We start from the raw sequence: 18,217 nt of genomic DNA on the forward strand, positions 1-18,217 counted from the left end.
GTGGTCCTCCCTGGTAGGGGTGATCACCACCCCTTTACGCAGCGCATTTCCCCCGGCCCCGATGACCGGGGCGGCTGTCCGGCCGGTATCCTGCAGCAAACGATCCATGCTGACAAGGTAGGACTATTCAAAATATCCGTGACAGGCGACCTGCCCAGACTCCTTATCCCAACATATTCTGGACCCGGCGGCGCTCCTCGGGCGTATTGGCATTCGTGATCGGCAGGGCCTCGCGCAACGTTAGCACCTCAGTATCGCTGTTGATGAGGAGCTTGCGCGGACACGCATAACCCAGCGACAGGAAGCGGAGCAGGCGCTGGTAGGCCCGCGGCTCGTAGATGGCGACCAAGGGTTCGGGCCATTCCTGCTCCGGACCGCGCACGGCTGTGGCCACCCGCTCGGGCCGGCGCGCGTCGATGAGCCGGCGTAGCGTGGATTCGTCCAGCAGGGGCAGGTCGCAGGCCAGCACGAGCCAGGCAGCATCCGGGTCGGACAGGAAGGCCGAGCAGATCGCGCCGGCTGGGCCCAGCCCCACAAAGCGGTCGGTGACCAGGGGCAGGGAAAAGCCTTCCCCGTCCTGTTCCGAGCGGACGGACACGGAAGCGGGTACGCCGAGCGCCACGCAGAGACCGGCGAGTCTCTCGACTTCGGTCTGACCGTCGCGGTACACGATGCGGCTCTTGTCTTCCCCCATGCGCTGGCTCCGGCCACCGGCCAGGATGAGCGCACGTAAGGGGGGCACCGCTTCACCAAGGGCCTCGGCAATCAGGGCCGGCACCTCCCCTACCCTATCCAGTGGCAACACGGGCGCTTCCGGCAGCCAATCGGGCAGATCACCATTCACGTGGATCACCGCCACCACGTCCGTCAACTGCTCGCGGCGGCGCTCCAGCGTGCCCGCCTTTTCGGCGTCGATGAAAACGATCTGTCGGGCGGCCGGATAGTGGTTGCCATTGACGAGGGCCAGGTCGTACCCGCCACCGAGCAGCCGGTCGTCAAAATTGGTCCAGGAAAGGTGATCGGAAGCAAAAGCCTTGCGACCGTAGCGCGCCGCTGCCGGCACTTCCGGCTCCTGGTGCTCACCGGTGACGGTCAGACAGCGGTACGAACCGGACAACTCGCGCATCCATTCGCGCATCAGCTGCTCCATCCGCGCGCAGGTGGAACCTACCAGGGCAAATTCCGTGCGGGCGTACCGGCCGATGGCGGGGCGGGCGATTTTGGGGTGCTTGTGGTGCATGACTTTTTTTTAGAGGCGTAAGGGCAAATAGGGAAAACACTCCCCGGCGGCGAAGGTGTCGCGGTCGGCCGGCAGGACGGCAAAGCCGTCGGTACGCAGCAGGCTCACGAGGTCGCCGCTGCCCCCGTTGCGGACCGGCTGCGCCCGCAGCTCTCCCGCCGCGGCAGTGACGGAAGCGGCGCGGAACAGCGTCAGGGGCGGGGTAAACTCGACCGCTTCGGTGAGTTTCACTTCCGCTCGGGGTTCCGGGACACCCAGACGGTGGCGCAGCCAGGGGCCTACGTAGGCCACCGCGCCAACCAGACTGGAAACGGGGTTACCGGGCAGCGCAAAGACCATCGTGCCGCTGGTCCGCCCCACCCAGAGGGGCTTGCCGGGCCGCTGGGCCACCCGGTGGAACAGGCACTCCACGCCGGCGGCGGCCAGCCACTCGGGCACGTGGTCGAGCTTACCCTTTGAGACCCCGCCGCTTAGGAGCAGGAGGTCGTGGTTTTTGAGGAGATCGCGCAGCGTGGCCCGGCCCCGATCGGGTGCGTCGGGCAGGTGACCCAGGGTGGGCTCGATGTTGACCGCGCGAAAAAGGCCCGCGAGCTGGTGGACGTTGGAACTGCGGATCTGGTGGTTCAGGGGCTGAGCGTCGACGTCGACCACCTCGTCACCCGTGGAGGCAATGGCTACGCGGGGGCGCCGGCTCACCGCCACTTTCGCCACGCCGTAGGTAGCTAGCACGGCCATTTCCGCCGGACCGATCACCCGCCCCGGCTCCATCATCAACGCGCCGGAAAGAGCGTCGCTTCCACGCCGGTGAATGCTACGGCCGTCTTCCACACCGTCCGGTACGGTGAAGGTTTCGCCGTCCTTTTTCAGGTCCTCGTAGCGCACGACCGTAGTGGTTCCCGGGGGGAGCGGCGCGCCGGTCATGACCTCCACGCACTGCTTTGCATCCCGCAGGGGCTCAGGTGCGCGACCGGCGGGGGCCAGGTGGGAAACCGGGAAGCGGCGCTGCCCCGTGGCGTACGCGGCGAAGTCGAAAGCGATCCCGTCCATGGCCACGCGGTCGAAGGGCGGCTGGTCGCGGTCGGCGTAGACCTGCTGTCGGAGTACGCGCCCTCCGGCGCGCGCCAGGGCTACGCGTTCTACCCCCCAATCGAAGGATTGCTGCAGCACGAGGTCCAGAGCGGTGGAATAGTCGATCATGATAGCAGGAATACGGACGTGAGCGCCTCTGGGTTGACCGCGCTAGGGCAAATAGCGGTCGAGAATCTGCGCGGCCCGTTCCTGTACCGCGGGGTCGGGCACTAGTCCGGGTGCGTGCCAGGGTTTGATGCGCGCGTCGATGACCACCGGGCCGCGACAGCCCCAGTGCTTGTGCACGGTGAAGGCGTCGATGCCGTGGATGTCGTGACTGGGGTTGCTGCGCGTGAAGGTGGCCCAGACGAAGTTGGGGAAGGAAGCCGCCAGGAAGTCGCTGTCGTCGCAAACCACGATCAGCGGCACCCGGTCCAGCAGTTCGGCACCCGCGCGCTGCCGCAAAAAGGGTTGCAGGGAAGCGTAGCCGTCTTCTTGGGTGAAGCCGGGGCCCGTGACCGCCAGAATACCCGGCGCGACCGTCCTCGGCCGCTGAAAGCCCTCGGGGAGCTCAAGGGAGGCGGGGACCTTAGATGAAAGTTCGCGGCGACGGTCGCCCCGGCAGGCCCAGATGAGTTTGGAGCCCGCGTTCCAGCCGGAGCCGCTATAGTCGAGGGTATCGATGGTGGTGCGCGTCTGGAAGTGGAGGTCGCGCGTGGGGTCAAAACGTTCGAGCAGGTGGCGGAAGAAGCCCGGCTGGTCGTCGGCGTCGAGGGAGGGGTCGTCCTCGTCGGCGGCGATCAGGCAGTACTTGGCGAGGCTCGTCTGCCCGCTGCCCAGGATGCGGTTGGCCTGGGTGATGATCTCCTCCGGCACCCGCTCGCGGAAGGGCATGTAGCGCTCCGAGCCGATGGCCAGCAGCAGGGGGTGGACGCCGGCCTCGTCGACGGCGTTGATCTGTCGGATGCCGGGGAACTCGCCCGGCGTGAGCTCCTTGACGATCTTGTGAATGAGGTAGCCGAAGCTGGAATCCTCGGCCGGCGGACGCCCCACCACCGTGAAGTGCCAGAGGGGGTCCTTACGGTGCCAGACGGTCTCGACGTCCATGACCGGAAAGTCGTGTTGCAGGGAGTAGTAGCCCAGGTGGTCGCCGAAGGGCCCTTCCGGTTTCTTCTCTCCCTTGCGGATGGTGCCCGTGATGACGAAGTCGGCATCGGCGGAGAGGAGCCAGTCGCGGTCCCAGGCGTAGCCGAAGCGCCGACCGGCCAGCATGCCGGCAAAGGTCATTTCGGTCAGTCCCTCCGGCAGGGGCATGATGGCGCAGAAAGCGTGGCTGGGAGGGCCGCCCACGAAAATGGAGCAGCGGAAGGGGGCGTCCGAGCGGTTGTATTGGGTGTGGTGGATGCCGATGCCGCGGTGCAGTTGGTAGTGGAGTCCGATCTCCTGGTTCAGGCGGTAGTCGTTGCCGGTGAGCTGGATGCGGTACATGCCGATGTTGCTGTCCATGGGCTTGCGGCTGTCGGGCGGCAGGGTGCACACCTGGGGCAGGGTCACGAAGGCACCGCCGTCCATGGGCCACGACTTCACGAGGGGGAGCTGGTCGATCGTCGTCTGGGCGTATTTGACGGCGGGGCGCAGGTGCCGGCGCGGCAGGGCGGAAAGCGCGGTGAGCGGGCTCCCGACGTAGCGCAGGGGGTTTTTGGCGAAGTTGGCGGGGTCGGCCTTGAGCTCCACCACCTTCTTGACGGCGGGCAGGGTATTGCGGAAGAGGAAGTCGGTGCGCTCCGTGGTGCCGTAGAGGTTGGAGATCGCCTGGAAGGGGCTGCCCTTGACGCGCTCGAAGAGGATGGCCGGGCCCTGGCGGTCGAACACCTGCCGGTGAATTTCGGCCATTTCCAGGTCGGGATCTACTTCTTCGGGGATGCGGAGGAGCTGGCCGGTGCGCTCGAGATCGTCGGCGGCGGCGCGGAGGGAAGCGTACATGCTGGGTAAATAGGCCGGGCCGGACTTTGGTTGTCGGAACGGCCCGACAGCGACCGGTAAAAAAGGAAAACCCCCGACCGGACCGGTCGGGGGTGGATTACCACTGAAAATCCTTCATTCACACCGTAGTGGTATTGACACATATTAAGGTTCCTTCAAAGCTAGGGGTTCGCCGGTGGTTTTACAAACCGGATTCACGCATTCGGCGCAGCTTCAGTCGGGTGCCAAGGGGCAGCGCTTGCAGTATTTGCCCTTTTTGATGTACTTCTCGCAGCATTTCTTTTTCTTGCCTTTGTCCTTTTTCTTGGATTGTTTGTCTTTCTTGCCCATACCATGAGAACCCGCCGACGCATCAACCTGTGGTCATCGCCGCGTAATATTAGTACCGCCCTGATGTATGCCTTCGCCCAGCGCGGGGATACTACGGTGGTTGACGAGCCCCTTTACGCCCATTACCTCACCCACCAACCCACCGAGGCCCACCACCCCGGCCGGGAGGCGGTGCTCGCCGCGCAGGAGAACGACGGCGCGAAGGTGGTCGATACGCTGCGCGAGCACGACTACGGCACCGAGAACGTGGTCTTCAAGCAAATGACGCACCACCTGGTGAACCTGGAGCCGGACTTCCTCTACCCCATGACCAACGTGCTGCTCATCCGCGACCCCCACGAAATTCTGGCTTCCTTCGGCAAGGTGATCGAGCGGGGGGTGACCGCCGAAGACGTCGGCCTGCCCCAGCAGGGCGAACTGTTCAACCGCCTCACCGTCACCGGCAGCCTCTCGGCGGTGGTCGACGCCGGCCGCCTGCTCGACGATCCGGCCGGCGTGATCGAGCGGCTGTGCCGGCGACTGGACATCGACTACGACCCCGCCATGCTGCAGTGGGAAGCCGGTCCGAAGCCCTACGACGGCGTCTGGGCCGAGCACTGGTACGCGGGTGTCCACCAAAGTACCGGCTTCGAGCCCCGCCCCCGGAAGGTGATCGAACTTTCACCCGCCCTCGCCGCCGTGGCCGACCAATGCTCCCCCATCTACCAGCGCCTGCTGAAACACGCCCTTTGAAACCCCACCCATGCTCCAAGGATTCAACCCCGCCAACGAAAATATCAAGGTTTACATCGACGGACAGCTGCTGCCGCGCGCCGAGGCCAAGGTCAGCGTCTTCGACAGCAGCGTACAGGGCGGCGACGCCGTGTGGGAAGGCTTGCGGGTGTACGACGGACGGGTATTCTGCCTCGACGCTCATCTCGACCGGCTTTTCGATTCGGCGCACGCGCTCTGGTTTCAGAACGTCCCCAGCCGGGAAACCGTAGTGGACGCCATCCGGCAAACCCTAGTCACCAACGACATGCACAACGACGTGCACATCCGCCTCACCCTTACCCGCGGCGAGAAGATCACCTCCGGCATGGACCCTCGCCTCAACCAGCGGGGCTGCACCCTCATTGTCCTGGCCGAGCACAAGCCTCCCGTGTACCCGGAATCGATCACCTTGGCCACGAGCTCGGTGCGCCGCAACAGTCCGATGAGCGTAGACAGCAAGATCCACCACAATAACCTGATCAACAACATCATGGCCAAGATCGAAGCCAACCACGCGGGTGCCGACGCCGGCCTGATGCTTGACAAGGACGGATTCGTGTCGGAAGCCAATGGCGTAAATGTCTTCCTGATCCGTCGCGGCAAGGTGCGTACCCCCTGGGCGGACTACTGTCTGCCGGGTATCACCCGCGCTACCGTGCTGCAGCTCTGCCGCGACAATGGGATCCCCTGCGAGGAGGCGCGCCTCTCCCCCAGCGAATTTTACGTCGCCGATGAGGTATTTACCACGGGCACGATGGGTGAGCTTACGCGCGTCCGCGCGATCGATGGCCGCGAGATCATCAACAAACATTCGGAATCGGTACTGGAGCGAGTGCAGGGGTTGTTCCGGGCACTTACCGAGAGCGGGGGTACGCGTTTGCTGTAGGCCTTGTGAGATTTTTCTACCACGGATGTTTAGGTTTTTGTGGCTCCTCGGCTGGCTTCATAGAAGTCAAGGGAGAGTAATCTGCGCCCCAATCAGCGCCCCAATCCGCGAAATCTGCGGTAAGCATTTAAGCGTCTCTGGCGCTCTAAGCATTTTTGAAACGCAGATCACACAGATTCTTGCGCGGATTTAGGCGCAGATTTTTTCGCTCGCGCTGCTCGCGGATTTCGCAGATTATTCCGCCTTCGGCGGCTCGAACGCGAAGTGTACTCTTTTTTCGTCGCATACCAAGGAATACGAATTACTGGTAGGCACCGAAACGTAGTGTGTACCGCCCTTGAGATCGCCCGGGCGGCGGGGCGCAGAAGGGCGAAAAAGAAGGCTGCACTGTTTGAGCGGGCTGAAGATTCGGATTGGATAGCAGATGGGGAATTATCGATAGGCTGGCAGCAGAGAACGGATCGTGCAGCGAGTTTGCAGCATTCCGCCCTTTTGGGTTCCGACGACCGATTAAGGCGATATCACAGGCGTGCTTTTTTGGTCCTTTTGTAGCTAGACAAAAGGACGAAGGAATTGTCTTAACCTCCGATTCTAAGAATTTTCTCACTCGCACAGCTGGCCTGCCAGAAGTTAAGGGGGATTAATCTGCGCCTTAATCTGTGCCCCAATCAGCGAAATCTGCGGTAACCTTTTTTAGCGTCTCTGGCGCTCTAAGCATTTTTGAAACGCAGATCACACAGATTCTTGCGCAGATTTGGGCGCAGATTTTTTCGGTCGGCCGACTGGCTTCATAGAAGTCAAGGGAGAGTAATCTGCGCCTTAATCTGTGCCCCAATCAGCGGAATCTGCGGTGAGCTTTTAACGCTTTTTGAACCGCGAATTTCGCGGATTCTTGCGCGGACCGCCCTCCAGATAGCCCGGGCGCCCGATTAATGCGAGGTAAAAACTTCGTCCAGGGTTCCCCGCCGCTAGCCTCGTGGTTTGGTCCTTTTTTAGCTAGACAAAAGGACAAATAACAACCTACCGAAGCTTCAAAGAATAAACATCAGTACGCCGGTCGCGCAGATTATGTACGCTACCGTGCTCGTGCAACTCCTTCAGCAGATCAAGGTCTACGTCCGCGACCAGGATCATCTCGGTATTGGGAGTGGCTTCCGCTTTTACACCATTGCTTGGGAAGGCGAAATCGCAGGGCGTAAAGACCATCGACTGCGCGTACTGGATATCCATGTTGTGGACCTTGGGGAGGTTGCCGACGGAGCCGGCGATGGCCACGTAGCATTCGTTTTCGATGGCGCGGGCCTGCGCGCAGTGGCGCACACGGCTGTAGCCGTTCTGGGTGTCGGTGAGGAAGGGGACGAACAGGATGTCGACGTCCTGCTCGGCCAGAAGGCGCGGCAGTTCGGGGAACTCGACGTCGTAGCAGATCAGGATGCCGATCTTGCCGCAGTCGGTATCGAAGGCGCGCAACTGGGTGCCGCCGACCATGCCCCATACCTTGGCCTCGTCCGGGGTGACGTGCAGCTTGTAGAACTTCTCCACCGTACCGTCGCGCTTGCAGAGGTAGCCTACGTTGAAGAGCTGTCCATCCTCCACGGAGGGCATCGATCCGGTGATAATGTTGATGTTATAGGAGATGCTGAACTCGGAGAACTTCTTGACCAGGGGCTCGGTGAACTCCGCCAACTTACGGATGGCCTCCGGCTCGGGCAGATCGTTGTAGTCGGCCATCAACGGCGCGTTGAAGAATTCCGGGAAGAGCGCGAAATCAGAGCGGTAGGCCGCCACCGCGTCCACGAAGTACTCCGCGTGCTCAAGCAGTTCCTCAATGCTTTTGTAGGGCCGCATCTGCCACTGCACGAGGCCGAGGCGAACCACGCTCTTGTCGACGCCCACCTTGCGCGTCGGGGGCGAGTAGAGCACGTTGTTCCACATCAGCAGGGCGGCGTACTCCTTGCTTTCGTGGTCGCCCTCGAGGTAGTTCTTCATGATCTTCTTGACCACGAAGTCGTTGGCGAACTGGAAATTCAGGACGGGGTCGTGAATGTCCTTCGACTTCACCCGGTCGATGTACTGCTTGGGCGTCAGCTCATCGGCGTACTCGTGGTACTTCGGCAGGCGGCCGCCGAACATGATGCCTTCCAGGTTCCACTCCTCGCAGAGTTCCTTTCGGTAGTCGTACATCCGTCGGCCGAGGCGGAGTCCGCGAAACTGCGGTGCCACGAAGACGTCCACGCCGTAAAGGATATTCCCCTCCGGATCGTGGGTATCGAAGGTGTACTTACCGGTGATTTCCTCGTAGGTGTGGTTGTCGTTAAATTTCTTGTAGTCGACGATGATCGACAGCGCGCACCCGGCCAGCTGACCGTTGATGTGGATGGCGACCTGCCCCTCCGGAAACCGCTCGATCAGCTGCTGGATTTCGCCCCGCGACCAGGCCGCGTCGGGCAGCATGGCGTAGGCCTTCTCCATAATGGCCCGCAACTGCTTGTATTCCCGGATGGTGAGGTACTTCAGTTCTACCTTCTCAATTTCGGGGTGGACAAGTGGGGTGCTTACTTCGGGCGTATTCGGACTGGCCATAACAATAGGTTGGTTTCAAACGGGGTAAAGGGAGAGAACGCAGTGGGTGGGCGGTCGGTTTCTTAGAGCTTGATTGGGTTTTGCTTTTCTGACCGAAAGCGAGTCACTTTTTGAGTGGCCGAGGCGCTGAAAGTGGATCGTAAGCACGCGAAGCGCGGGGCAGGGGCCCTGCGGTGAAGCCGAAGCCATTTTCAGCAAAGAAGGACAGGCGAAAAGGGACCGTTTGCAGGTCGAATAATGAAGCCCAAACAAGCTCTTAACCCGCCGGAAGTTTGGTGCCCGCGGCGATGGGTACGGTCAGATCGTTTTCGGCCGGCGGGACGGGACAGGCGTAACCTTCCGTGTACGCGCAATAGGGATTGTACGCCTGGTTGAAATCCAGGATTACGGTGCCGGCGCGCGGGGCTTCCACGTTGAGGTACCGGCCGCCGCCGTAGGTGGTGGTGCCGGAGGTTGCGTCGCGAAAGGGCAGGAACAAGCGTCCGGTGGCGGGGTCGTCGGCATCGCTGTTGCGGTAGAGGGTCAGCACCTGCGCGCCGCCGCCCAGCTCAAAGTACGCACGGCCGGAGACGGTGTAGGTGACGGAATCGGCGGCGCTGGTAGCCATGGTCAGACGGGTAAAGGAAGTGTCGGGCACGAAGCGCGCGGTGATGCGGAGGTCCTCATCCACCGGGTAGAAGGCGTGGCCCTCGCCCGCGGCAAAGGCCTCGCGTTCGGCCTCGGGCAGGGGGGAGGTGCTCGGACTGAGGTACTGCTCGTTGAGTCCCCAGCGGAAGGCCTTGATCTCCTGGGCGTAGGAGGTGTAACGGGTTTTGATCAGGCGGTCCTTGCCGTAGGTGCCGTCGGGATTCACCCAGATGTACTTGAATTCGTTGCCGTCGATCTCGTAGACGTTGACCACCAGGGGCGGGCCCAGGCGGATGGGGTTACCCTCGCGGTCGGTGATCGAATACTTGCTGTTGTTCAGCCACTCGATGTCAAAGCGGAAGGTGGCGTCCCCGACCTGCTCGGTTTGGATTGATGGCCCAGCACAACGCGGTTTCCAACCGCGCCAGTACAATGCGGCCTCAGGCCGCGCCAGTAAAACGCGGCCTCAGGCCGCGCAGGCAAAATGCGGTCTCGGACCGCGCCAGTTAAGACGCGGTTTCCAACCGCGCCAGTAGAACGCGGTCTCCGACCGCGCCAGCAGGATGCGGTCTCAGACCGCGCTAATAATTGATTATCTCAGTTATCTATTCGTCTTTCCCAGGCAGCCGATCAGCCACCAAAAAAAGCACGTAAAGATTGTACCCAGGAACGAGCAATACCAAAAGAGAGCGGCCGGTAGCGCGCATCCGATTAACGCATACCGTAGCGACCACGTAAATGTAGAGTAAAAATACCCACGGATAAATGTAGGGAGCGTAGGTGATCGGCGGGTGACCGAACAGGAGTCCGTCGCTAGGCCCTCTTCCCAAAGCTTCCCAAACAGCCAGCACCGTAGGCACCCCAAAGAACAGCAACACCGGCATAACGGCCAGCAACAGGGTAAAGGCGGAAAAATACGCGTGGCTGATGCACCGTCGGGGGTGGTAAAGATCCTGCAGGTAGATGCCGGGGGTCGGTGGAGTCTTACGTGGCATGTGGTTCAATGATACGCCCTTTCAGCATTCAGATTTTGTGGTGTAAGGCGGTGACAGGGATTATTGCGGACGGTCCGGCTATGAGCACGAGCTGGCGCGCATCCGAGGCAAATTTGGCAGCTGCCTGCCTCCTTTAGTTCCACGTAGCTGTGGGGAGGGGGTAATTTTTTGCGGTATCCCGAAGATTTAACACCACTCCACCTGGGGTAGAGTGGTGGGTTGGATAATTGCGCTATGAATCAACGAGGAGCCATGGCCCACCCCCCACGCGGGTGCGGGTATTAACGGCTTTCATCCTTAAAACAATCAAATTACAGTCTATGCAACCCTTATCCTTTAAAGAAACTACTACCATCGAAGGGGGAATACCCTGGCTTGTCGTATTCGGCGTCGGTATCATAGTCGCCGGATTTATCGACGGCTGCAACGATTCCCGCTACGAAACCACGGCCAAGGAAGAAGACCCGGCTACCGCTGCCACTCCTGAATGCTAACTTCAAATATCGCACCATGAAAAGCTTACCTCCGCACGAAATCTCCACCATAACCGGCGGCGAAACGCCCTCCGCCGGAAGCTGGACCCCCTGGGGCCTGCTCTACGAAATCGGACGAGACCTCGGCCACCACTTCGGACACTGGTGGTACGGTAATGAAGAAGATCACGTCATCGATTAAGTATATTGCACGTCCTCTTTCGGGGACGTGCTATTTTTTCACATGAACCAAAGGAACAATGAATCTGGATTCACCTAAAGATATCATGAAGATTATTCTACTCATCCTCCTGCTGGGAGTCGTCGGCAATCTGCTCTACCACTACAGTGGGGTGATCGGCCACGAGTTTGGCCACTGGTTTTATGGGAATGGGGGGGATCATTGAAGTTGGCATCCATGTACTGAGTAAAGACAATACGTTTTGGAAGTGCCGGCTACGGTGCCTCTACTGGGCTTGAATTTAGGGTAATCATTGAATTTGGTCGAAGCTAAAACTTGCCAATGGGGAAGCAATATAAGATTATCGCGTAGCACGAGAAGACCTCTTAGATAGGTAGCCAAAAGCCGGCCCTGGCGTGAGAATTAGTGGTATTAGCAATCCTGGAATCGAACGTTGGCGAGAATGTCCAGCATATTTCAAATTCTGTGGTAGAGGTCATCAAAAGACTGCGTGCCTCGCATCAAATGGTCATCGACAGGTCGGAAATAGTAGGCCTTGGTTATTCATTCCTTATTTTTACATCAGAACGATCTATAATGACTGAAACCCAAAGGCTCATACGGCTGCTACTTAATTTTCGAGACGACAGAGACTGGGACCAATTCCATAATGCTAAAGACCTCGCCGTTGCACTTAACATCGAGTCGGCAGAATTATTGGAACTGTTCCTTTGGAAAAATCCCGAGGAAGCTGATAAGAAGAGAGTAGCAGAAGAGCTCGCCGATGTGCTCGCGTACGCCCTGCTAATTGCTGAAAAGTATGGACTCGATGTTTCGGAAATTGTCACTGAAAAGGTCAAACGCAATGGAGAGAAATATCCAGTAAATAAGGCTAGGGGATCGGCCAAGAAGTACGACGAACTATGACGCTGCCTTATTCCTTTGATATTGCCCAATACGATTTCACCACTTCGATCCGTGAGGAGTTATTATCAAAGAGAGAAGCGAATGACTTGTGGCCACTTGTTTACATTTTGAGCAATGGACACAGAAAACAGGCATATGTAGGTGAAACCGCTGACGTATTGTCACGTTTGGATGCCCACCAAAAGCACGAAAAAAAGCAGAAATTAACGACGGTCCACCTGATTTCAAGTAGCTTTTTTAACAAGTCGGCCACCCTGGATATAGAGTCAAATCTTATTCAATATATGGCTGCTGACGGGCAGTTTGAATTAATGAATGCAAACCTTGGGATTGCTAACCATACTTACTATCAAAAGCAGGCATATTGGGGGGTATTCACGTCAATATGGGACAATCTGCAAGGTTTCGGCTTGGCCAAGCACTCTTTGGACCATATTGACAACTCCGACTTGTTCAAGTACTCTCCGTACAAGTCTCTATCCCGGGAACAGAACGCTGGACTGGTCAAAATTCTGCGATCACTGGCATTTGATGATGGCAGAAATATCGTCATCCAGGGCGGGGCGGGAACAGGTAAAACGATTTTGGCCATTTTCCTCTTCAAACTGCTAAACTCCTCTTTGCAGGACTTAAACTTCAAGGAGTTCGGGGAGCAAGAAGCTGAAATCGGCGATCTGGTTGATCTTATTAAATCGCACTATGGTGACCTCAGCATGGGGCTCGTTGTTCCCATGTCATCGTTTCGAAAAACCCTGCAGAACATCTTCTCTGGTGTCGGCGGCTTAAGCCCTAACATGGTGATTGGTCCCGCCGACGTCGCAAATCGCCGGTACGATTTACTGATTGTAGATGAAGCCCACCGGTTACGGCAGCGGGTAAACCTGGGAGCTTATTTTCGAAGCTTCGATAAGGCAAGCGAAAAGCTGGGTCTGGACAAGATGAAGCACACCGAGCTTGACTGGATATTGCAGCAGTCTGACCGGGCCTTATTCTTCTACGATACTGATCAATCTATCAAGCCTTCAGACGTCAGCTCAGCAGCATTTGAATCCCTCAAGAGGAATCCGGCAACCAAAATTCACTCACTGCAATCGCAATTCCGGGCACAGGGGGGAAATGATTATGTGGCATTCATTGATGGTCTGTTACAGCAGCAGCTACCCGACGACTATCCAAAGTTCCTCCACAAAAATTACGAATTGAAGCTCTTCGATTCATTGGCGGATATGGTTGCCAAAATCAAAGACAAGAATGAGGACCACGGACTTTCCCGGTTGATTGCCGGATACAGTTGGCCATGGCTATCCAAAAGCCCCAAGAACAAGAAATATCAGCCACACGATATTGAAGAGGATGGTTTACGCCTGCGGTGGAATTCTACAAACATCGACTGGATCAATACTCCACATTCCATTGAGGAGGTAGGATGCATTCATACCACCCAGGGATACGACCTCAACTTTACCGGTATTATTTTCGGGAAAGAAGTTGGTTTCGATCCGGAAACCCAGAAGATCGTTGTTCGCGCAGAACACTACCACGATCGTAATGGAAAAGCAACGATCAAATGTCCCGAGAGGCTTAAGGGTTACATTCTTAACATCTACAAAACCATCCTGCTTCGCGGCATCCGGGGCACTTACATTTATGTCTGCGACCCTGCTTTGCGGGAATACATGTCCAGGTACATTCCGTTGGCTACGTCCGAAGCCCCCGTTGAAAAAACCATTCATCCCCTTCCTGCTCATCAGGTTGTCCCATTTGAAAACAGTGTTCCCCTGTATAGCATGCAAGCCGCCGCGGGAGGATTCGGTCTGGTTGAAGTAGTTGAGAAGGAAGACTGGATCACTGTGCCCACCCGATATGCCCTGGACTCCGACTGTTTTGCCTGCCGGGTGGTGGGTGAATCTATGAATCGGGTCATCCCGAATGGCAGCGTTTGTTTATTTCGCCGGTATAAAGGTGGATCCCGGAGCGGAAAAATCTTTCTGGTTGAACTGAATGCCTTTACAGACGCGGAGGCGGGATCTGCCTATACGGTCAAGGAATACCGGAGTGAAAAGAACCTGAACGACGAGAACTGGCAGCACCGCAAGATTTCACTCCATCCCCGTTCGCATGACCCCTCCTTTCAACCTCTTGAATTAAACGAGGAATCTGCCTCTGAAATGCGGGTCATTGGGGAGTTTATTGCCGTGTTGGGGAAGTGACGTCTTGAATAAAACTACCCAAGGTTCACAGGTTCTATCACCAGATCATCAATGAACTCGCTGGCCGTACGGGCACAGCTGATCCAAAGTTGGTCGCGGGCGCGGGTGCAGGCAACGTACAGCAAATGCCGTTCAGTTTCGTACAATGAATACTGGTCTTGGTCCTGGTTGTGTTCAATGCGGTACTTTATCGGAGTACGTCCTTATCGCATACGATGACGAGGACCACTAATAATTCCATGCCTCTGGCCAGCAAATTGCCGAGCTGGTAAAACCCATTACCTAAGGTAACGAAAAATCCAAAGTAGCATCAAAATACAAGCCCAAGACCAACCCCCCCAGCCTCGCCGGAAAAGGAAGCGCTAAGGCCCAGTGAGGAGCGGTGCTTCTCCTGCCAGCGCTTGTGGATGTGGGGCGTGAGAATGCCCACTGCAGCTCCGAGGCCGAAGCCCACTACGGTGTCGGTAGGGAAGTGGCGCAGGGCCCGTACGCGCTGGACGGCCACGTAAAGCGGCGGAATGCTGGCTGCGCCGTACAGCAGGGCGCGCTGTCCGCCGGACCAGTCGGGATGGTAATCGGAAAGCACCTTGGCGGCGAAGAAGGTTCCGGTAGCCGTGGTACTGACGTGGCCACTGAAGAAGGCGTTCAGGTCCTTACCGGGAGCGGTACCGTCTTCAAAAGCTTCGGGATAGTAGGCGGAGGGTCGCGCGCGATCCACCACGCTCGGACCGAGGGGCGTAGCGGCGTACAGTACCCCGTTGGCAGCCTGGGCGTTGAAGTACATGGTGGTGATGTCGAACCAGTCCTGGCGGATGTCGGGATCAAGAAAGAGGGCAAAGGGCAGTCCGATACCGGTATAAAAACCGATGTCGCTGGCCCCGCTGGCCCGGGATACGCGATTGGTATTTTCGGGGAAGATCCAGCGGTCGTAGCCGGGCACGTCGTCGCGGTCGAGGGCCAGGGCGTCGAAATCGTCCTTCCCGTTGATCTTTTGAAAGGAGTAGATGGTCACGCCCAGTCCAATCGCCGCGGCACCGAGCTCGCGCAGGGGCTTTACCCGGTACACCTTATCCGCATCGTCGTCAACCGCTCGGTTAACGGGTTGCGCGATGGCGACCATCCGCAGCAGTAGCAAACAGGCGAGGAGTAACAGGTAGCGTAGCATGGCTAAGGGTTGTTGAGGAGATACTACCCTGCCCCGGGCAGATATGTTTATTGTCCTCATCTGATAGGGTCAAAGGCAGTTCGCACCACGTTTCGGCGCCTACAGATGATTCGTACCTCTCGGTATGCGACGAAAAGAGAATGCACTTCGCGTTTGCGCCGCCGTAGGCGGACGATCTGCGTTAATCCGCGAGCAGCGCGAGCGAAAAATCTACGCCCAAATCAGCGCAAGAATCTGTGTAATCCGCGGTTAAAACCTTGAAGCCCCAAAGGCGCTATAAAAAACTTACCGCAGATTCCGCTGATTGAGGCGCAGATTATGGCGCAGATTGATCTTTTCTGACTTAGAACCGGCGAGCTGAGCGAGCGAGAAAATCTGCGCCCAAATCCGCGCAAGATTCTGTGTAATCCGCGGTTAAAAACCTCGAAGCGCCAAAGGCGCTAAAAAAACTTACCGCAGATTCCGCTGATTGAGGCGCAGAGTAAGGCGCAGATTGATCTTTCCTGACTTAGAACCCGCGAGCTGAGCGAGCGAAAAATCCGCGCCCAAATCAGCGCAAGAATCCGTGTAATCTGCGGTTCAAAAACCTTTAAAGGCAGGCAATCCTCAGTCCCGGCCCTCAGGGCCGTGGAACTTGAGGGCGTAGACCGACTTATACCGCTCCGGATCCTGGTGGTAAGCGTCCAGCTCGGTGCGGGTGTCGGGGGCGAGGAAAGGCATCAGGGGCTGTTCCACTTCAAACAGACGGGGGATGGAGGCGCGGATTTTGCGGTCCCACTCCCGGTAGTGGCGGTCGAAGTCGCCCGGACCGATGCGCTTGCGGCAGCCGGGTTTGTTGCACTCCAGCTGCATCTCGATGTCCAGGTTGAAGATGCCGTACTCGTCCGTGATCTGCTCGCCGGCGCGGATGGTGCGCAGGGCCATCTCGAAGCCGTAGCCCGTGCTGATGGTGTTGCAGTCGCAGCAGTGGTTGACGTACTTGGCGAAGTCCCAGCTCACGATGCGGTTGCCGTGCTCGTCGATGTAGGAGTACTTGTCGACCACCTCCCGCATCTCGGGGCCGTGGCCCAGGTACTCGGTGGGGGAAATGATCAGCTCCAGGCTGTCCTTGACGTAGACGATGGTCCCTTCGGGAATGTCGGCGGTAGCGAAAACGCCGTAGCCGATGGTGTCACTGATGAATTCCAGGCGGGTGTTGGGATGGATCATTGAGGGGTCGCGGTGATGGGTTTTTGGTCCACGACGGTGCGAAAATAGGTACTTTCGATATTCGCCGCGCCTTAAATGTAAGGCTCCCGCGCCAAGTGTCGGCTCAACGCGCCCCGGCCACCTCATCCGCCAGATGATCAAGCCGTTCGCGAAACTCCCGGGTATCGTAGTCGGCCATGCCGCGGTGCACCAGCAGCACCTCCCCCGCCGGCCCGAGCACGTACGTAGTGGGCAGCGACGTAGCCTCCAGCTCCCCCGGCAACGGGCCGCGCAGGTGATAAATCGGGAAGGCGAAGCCGCGACGTTCGACCCATTCCCTCCCCTTTCGGAAGTCCGCGTCCACGTTCACCAGCAGAAAGGCCACCCGCTCGTCGTCAGCAAAGTCGCGGTACAGCCGGTCGATTCCCGGCATCTCGGCCAGGCACGGCGGACACCATTCCGCCCAAAAGTTCACAAACACCACTTACCCTCCAGATCATCGGCCTCCACCGCGCGTCCGTTCACGTCCACCATTCGGAAGTTCAGGTTTTGCGCGGACGCCGGTGCCGTATTCTCCCCTAAGCGGCCGAGCCCATCGGTATCCGGCCGGATCAGGCCCGTAGTCAGGATTGCCTGCTGCACGTACGCAATGGTCTGGGTATGCAGACCGGTAGCGTACAGCAAAAGGGCTATCGCTCCGGTAATGCCGTAGAAGGCGAGGTCTTTTTTGGTGGCGTGACTCACAGGCTGATGGAGTAGTACCCCTTCTTCTGCAGGGTAAAGTTGTACTGAATGCCGTTCTCGACAATCTCTACGCCTGCAGGCACCTTGGCGCGGTCAACCCCAAATTTATTGAGGGAGAAACCGCAGGCGACGATCTTTACCCCCAGGGCTTTGGCCTGCTTCAGGAAGGGATCCATGGTGGCTGCATCGGTGAGCTGGTCTACGTCCTGTCCGCAGACGATGACGCGGAAGTCGCCGAAGGCGGCCCCATCCTCCTGCTTGAAGTGCTCGGCGGTGAGCAGGATGGGTTTGAGCTGGGGAATCTTGCGGGTCAGGACCACGTAGTTGTTCTGCTCCGTATGGTGGGGCGTAACGCGGCTCTGGTCCTGGGCGGACAGTTTATGAGTGAATAAGGTGGTCAGGGTGAGGACGAGAAGTCCGAGCATCAGTCGTTTCATGGGTTGGTTTTGAAGGGGTGAAGGAGTTCAGGATAAAGAAGAGGAGTCCGCCGGCAATGGCTACATTCTTGAACAACGGCCCGAGGGTGGTTGCCTGCCCGACCTGGACTGTAATTGTGATCGGGATAAGGACCAGCAGAAGGACGGCGGCCGCATAGCGGGTGAGGTAGCCGGACATAAAGGTCAGTCCGGCACCAAGCATCACGATCCCCGAAATAATGACCAGGGCATCGGGCTCACCGAAGTAAAGGGCGAAATTCCTGAGGTTGGCGCGATCCATCCGCGCTACCGTCTGATCAACGTGGAGCAGGTGGTTCGCACCGGCCACGAGGAAGATGCCGCTGAGCATGACGCGCAGGATGAGTACGGATTGCTTCGTGACGGTAAGTTGCATAGTTTCTGTGGGTTAGCGGTTCTGGTCGCCAAG

19 protein-coding genes are annotated in these 18,217 nt (G+C 58.4%); 6 read left to right on the forward strand and 13 right to left on the reverse strand.

The features are described from left to right. Positions 1–163: 163 nt before the first annotated feature. From E4021_RS07265 to E4021_RS07275, 3 genes are read right to left on the reverse strand one after another with little or no spacing between them, the layout of a single operon-like run. Positions 164–1,240 (reverse strand): NTP transferase domain-containing protein, encoded by a 1,077-nt coding sequence (locus tag E4021_RS07265; protein WP_136457875.1) that lies wholly within the window; start codon positions 1,238–1,240, stop codon positions 164–166. A 9-nt stretch (positions 1,241–1,249) separates the two neighbouring features. Continuing rightward, on the reverse strand, positions 1,250–2,437 hold the full coding sequence (locus E4021_RS07270; protein WP_136457877.1) for a molybdopterin molybdotransferase MoeA: 1,188 nt from the start codon (positions 2,435–2,437) through the stop codon (positions 1,250–1,252). A gap of 42 nt (positions 2,438–2,479) precedes the next feature. After that, the gene (locus tag E4021_RS07275; protein WP_136457879.1) at positions 2,480–4,291 is read right to left on the reverse strand and encodes a UbiD family decarboxylase; all 1,812 of its coding nucleotides are present in this window, start codon (positions 4,289–4,291) and stop codon (positions 2,480–2,482) included. A gap of 333 nt (positions 4,292–4,624) precedes the next feature. On the opposite strand from E4021_RS07275, the gene E4021_RS07280 reads away from it, so the two are divergent. Both E4021_RS07280 and E4021_RS07285 read left to right on the forward strand, forming a co-directional pair. Further along, positions 4,625–5,353, forward strand: coding sequence for a sulfotransferase-like domain-containing protein (locus E4021_RS07280; RefSeq protein WP_246050244.1), 729 nt, complete (start codon positions 4,625–4,627; stop codon positions 5,351–5,353). Between the two features lie 10 nt (positions 5,354–5,363). After that, positions 5,364–6,260 carry an aminotransferase class IV gene (locus tag E4021_RS07285; RefSeq protein ID WP_136457881.1) on the forward strand — a complete coding sequence of 299 codons (897 nt, stop codon included), beginning with the start codon at positions 5,364–5,366 and terminating at the stop codon, positions 6,258–6,260. A 1,020-nt stretch (positions 6,261–7,280) separates the two neighbouring features. On the opposite strand, the gene E4021_RS07290 is transcribed toward E4021_RS07285, so the two are convergent. From E4021_RS07290 to E4021_RS07300, 3 genes are all read right to left on the reverse strand, one after another. Beyond that, on the reverse strand, positions 7,281–8,843 hold the full coding sequence (locus E4021_RS07290) for a carbon-nitrogen hydrolase family protein (protein ID WP_136457883.1): 1,563 nt from the start codon (positions 8,841–8,843) through the stop codon (positions 7,281–7,283). A gap of 256 nt (positions 8,844–9,099) precedes the next feature. Then, entirely contained in the window at positions 9,100–9,903 is an 804-nt protein-coding gene (locus E4021_RS07295) for a DUF1684 domain-containing protein (RefSeq protein ID WP_211096984.1), read from the reverse strand. Between the two features lie 172 nt (positions 9,904–10,075). Then, a complete protein-coding gene (locus tag E4021_RS07300; RefSeq protein ID WP_136457887.1) occupies positions 10,076–10,465 on the reverse strand; it encodes a hypothetical protein in 390 nt (129 codons plus the stop codon). A gap of 320 nt (positions 10,466–10,785) precedes the next feature. Here E4021_RS07300 and E4021_RS18040 point away from each other — a divergent pair, with 320 nt between their 5' ends. From E4021_RS18040 to E4021_RS07310, 4 genes are all read left to right on the forward strand, one after another. Continuing rightward, positions 10,786–10,959, forward strand: coding sequence for a hypothetical protein (locus tag E4021_RS18040; RefSeq protein ID WP_168797508.1), 174 nt, complete (start codon positions 10,786–10,788; stop codon positions 10,957–10,959). Between the two features lie 16 nt (positions 10,960–10,975). Further along, positions 10,976–11,140, forward strand: a complete 165-nt coding sequence (locus tag E4021_RS18045) for a hypothetical protein (protein ID WP_168797509.1) — start codon at positions 10,976–10,978, stop codon at positions 11,138–11,140. Positions 11,141–11,716: 576 nt separating this feature from the next. Beyond that, positions 11,717–12,046: a nucleotide pyrophosphohydrolase gene (locus tag E4021_RS07305; RefSeq protein WP_136458283.1), complete on the forward strand. Its 330-nt coding sequence runs from the start codon at positions 11,717–11,719 to the stop codon at positions 12,044–12,046. Continuing rightward, the gene (locus tag E4021_RS07310) at positions 12,043–14,256 is read left to right on the forward strand and encodes a DNA/RNA helicase domain-containing protein (RefSeq protein WP_136457889.1); all 2,214 of its coding nucleotides are present in this window, start codon (positions 12,043–12,045) and stop codon (positions 14,254–14,256) included. The genes E4021_RS07305 and E4021_RS07310 overlap by 4 nt, the downstream gene beginning before the upstream one ends. A 14-nt stretch (positions 14,257–14,270) precedes the next feature. Here the strand turns inward: E4021_RS07310 and E4021_RS18550 are convergent, their stop codons facing one another. From E4021_RS18550 to E4021_RS07345, 7 genes are all read right to left on the reverse strand, one after another. Next, a complete protein-coding gene (locus tag E4021_RS18550) occupies positions 14,271–14,402 on the reverse strand; it encodes a hypothetical protein (RefSeq protein WP_406603358.1) in 132 nt (43 codons plus the stop codon). A 164-nt stretch (positions 14,403–14,566) separates the two neighbouring features. Beyond that, entirely contained in the window at positions 14,567–15,421 is an 855-nt protein-coding gene (locus E4021_RS07320) for a phosphatase PAP2 family protein (RefSeq protein ID WP_168797511.1), read from the reverse strand. A 606-nt stretch (positions 15,422–16,027) separates the two neighbouring features. After that, positions 16,028–16,630, reverse strand: coding sequence for an SET domain-containing protein (locus tag E4021_RS07325; RefSeq protein ID WP_136457893.1), 603 nt, complete (start codon positions 16,628–16,630; stop codon positions 16,028–16,030). Between the two features lie 103 nt (positions 16,631–16,733). Continuing rightward, positions 16,734–17,042, reverse strand: coding sequence for a TlpA family protein disulfide reductase (locus E4021_RS07330; RefSeq protein ID WP_246050245.1), 309 nt, complete (start codon positions 17,040–17,042; stop codon positions 16,734–16,736). Between the two features lie 38 nt (positions 17,043–17,080). Then, on the reverse strand, positions 17,081–17,353 hold the full coding sequence (locus E4021_RS07335; RefSeq protein ID WP_136457897.1) for a hypothetical protein: 273 nt from the start codon (positions 17,351–17,353) through the stop codon (positions 17,081–17,083). Next, the gene (locus E4021_RS07340) at positions 17,350–17,790 is read right to left on the reverse strand and encodes a sulfur reduction protein DsrE (RefSeq protein ID WP_136457899.1); all 441 of its coding nucleotides are present in this window, start codon (positions 17,788–17,790) and stop codon (positions 17,350–17,352) included. The genes E4021_RS07335 and E4021_RS07340 overlap by 4 nt, the downstream gene beginning before the upstream one ends. Continuing rightward, positions 17,732–18,184 carry a DoxX family protein gene (locus E4021_RS07345; RefSeq protein WP_136457901.1) on the reverse strand — a complete coding sequence of 151 codons (453 nt, stop codon included), beginning with the start codon at positions 18,182–18,184 and terminating at the stop codon, positions 17,732–17,734. Before E4021_RS07345 ends, E4021_RS07340 begins: the two co-directional genes overlap by 59 nt. Positions 18,185–18,217: the final 33 nt, after the last annotated feature.

Origin of the sequence: Neolewinella litorea, assembly GCF_004803465.1 — a bacterium.
GTDB lineage: Bacteria > Bacteroidota > Bacteroidia > Chitinophagales > Saprospiraceae > Neolewinella > Neolewinella litorea.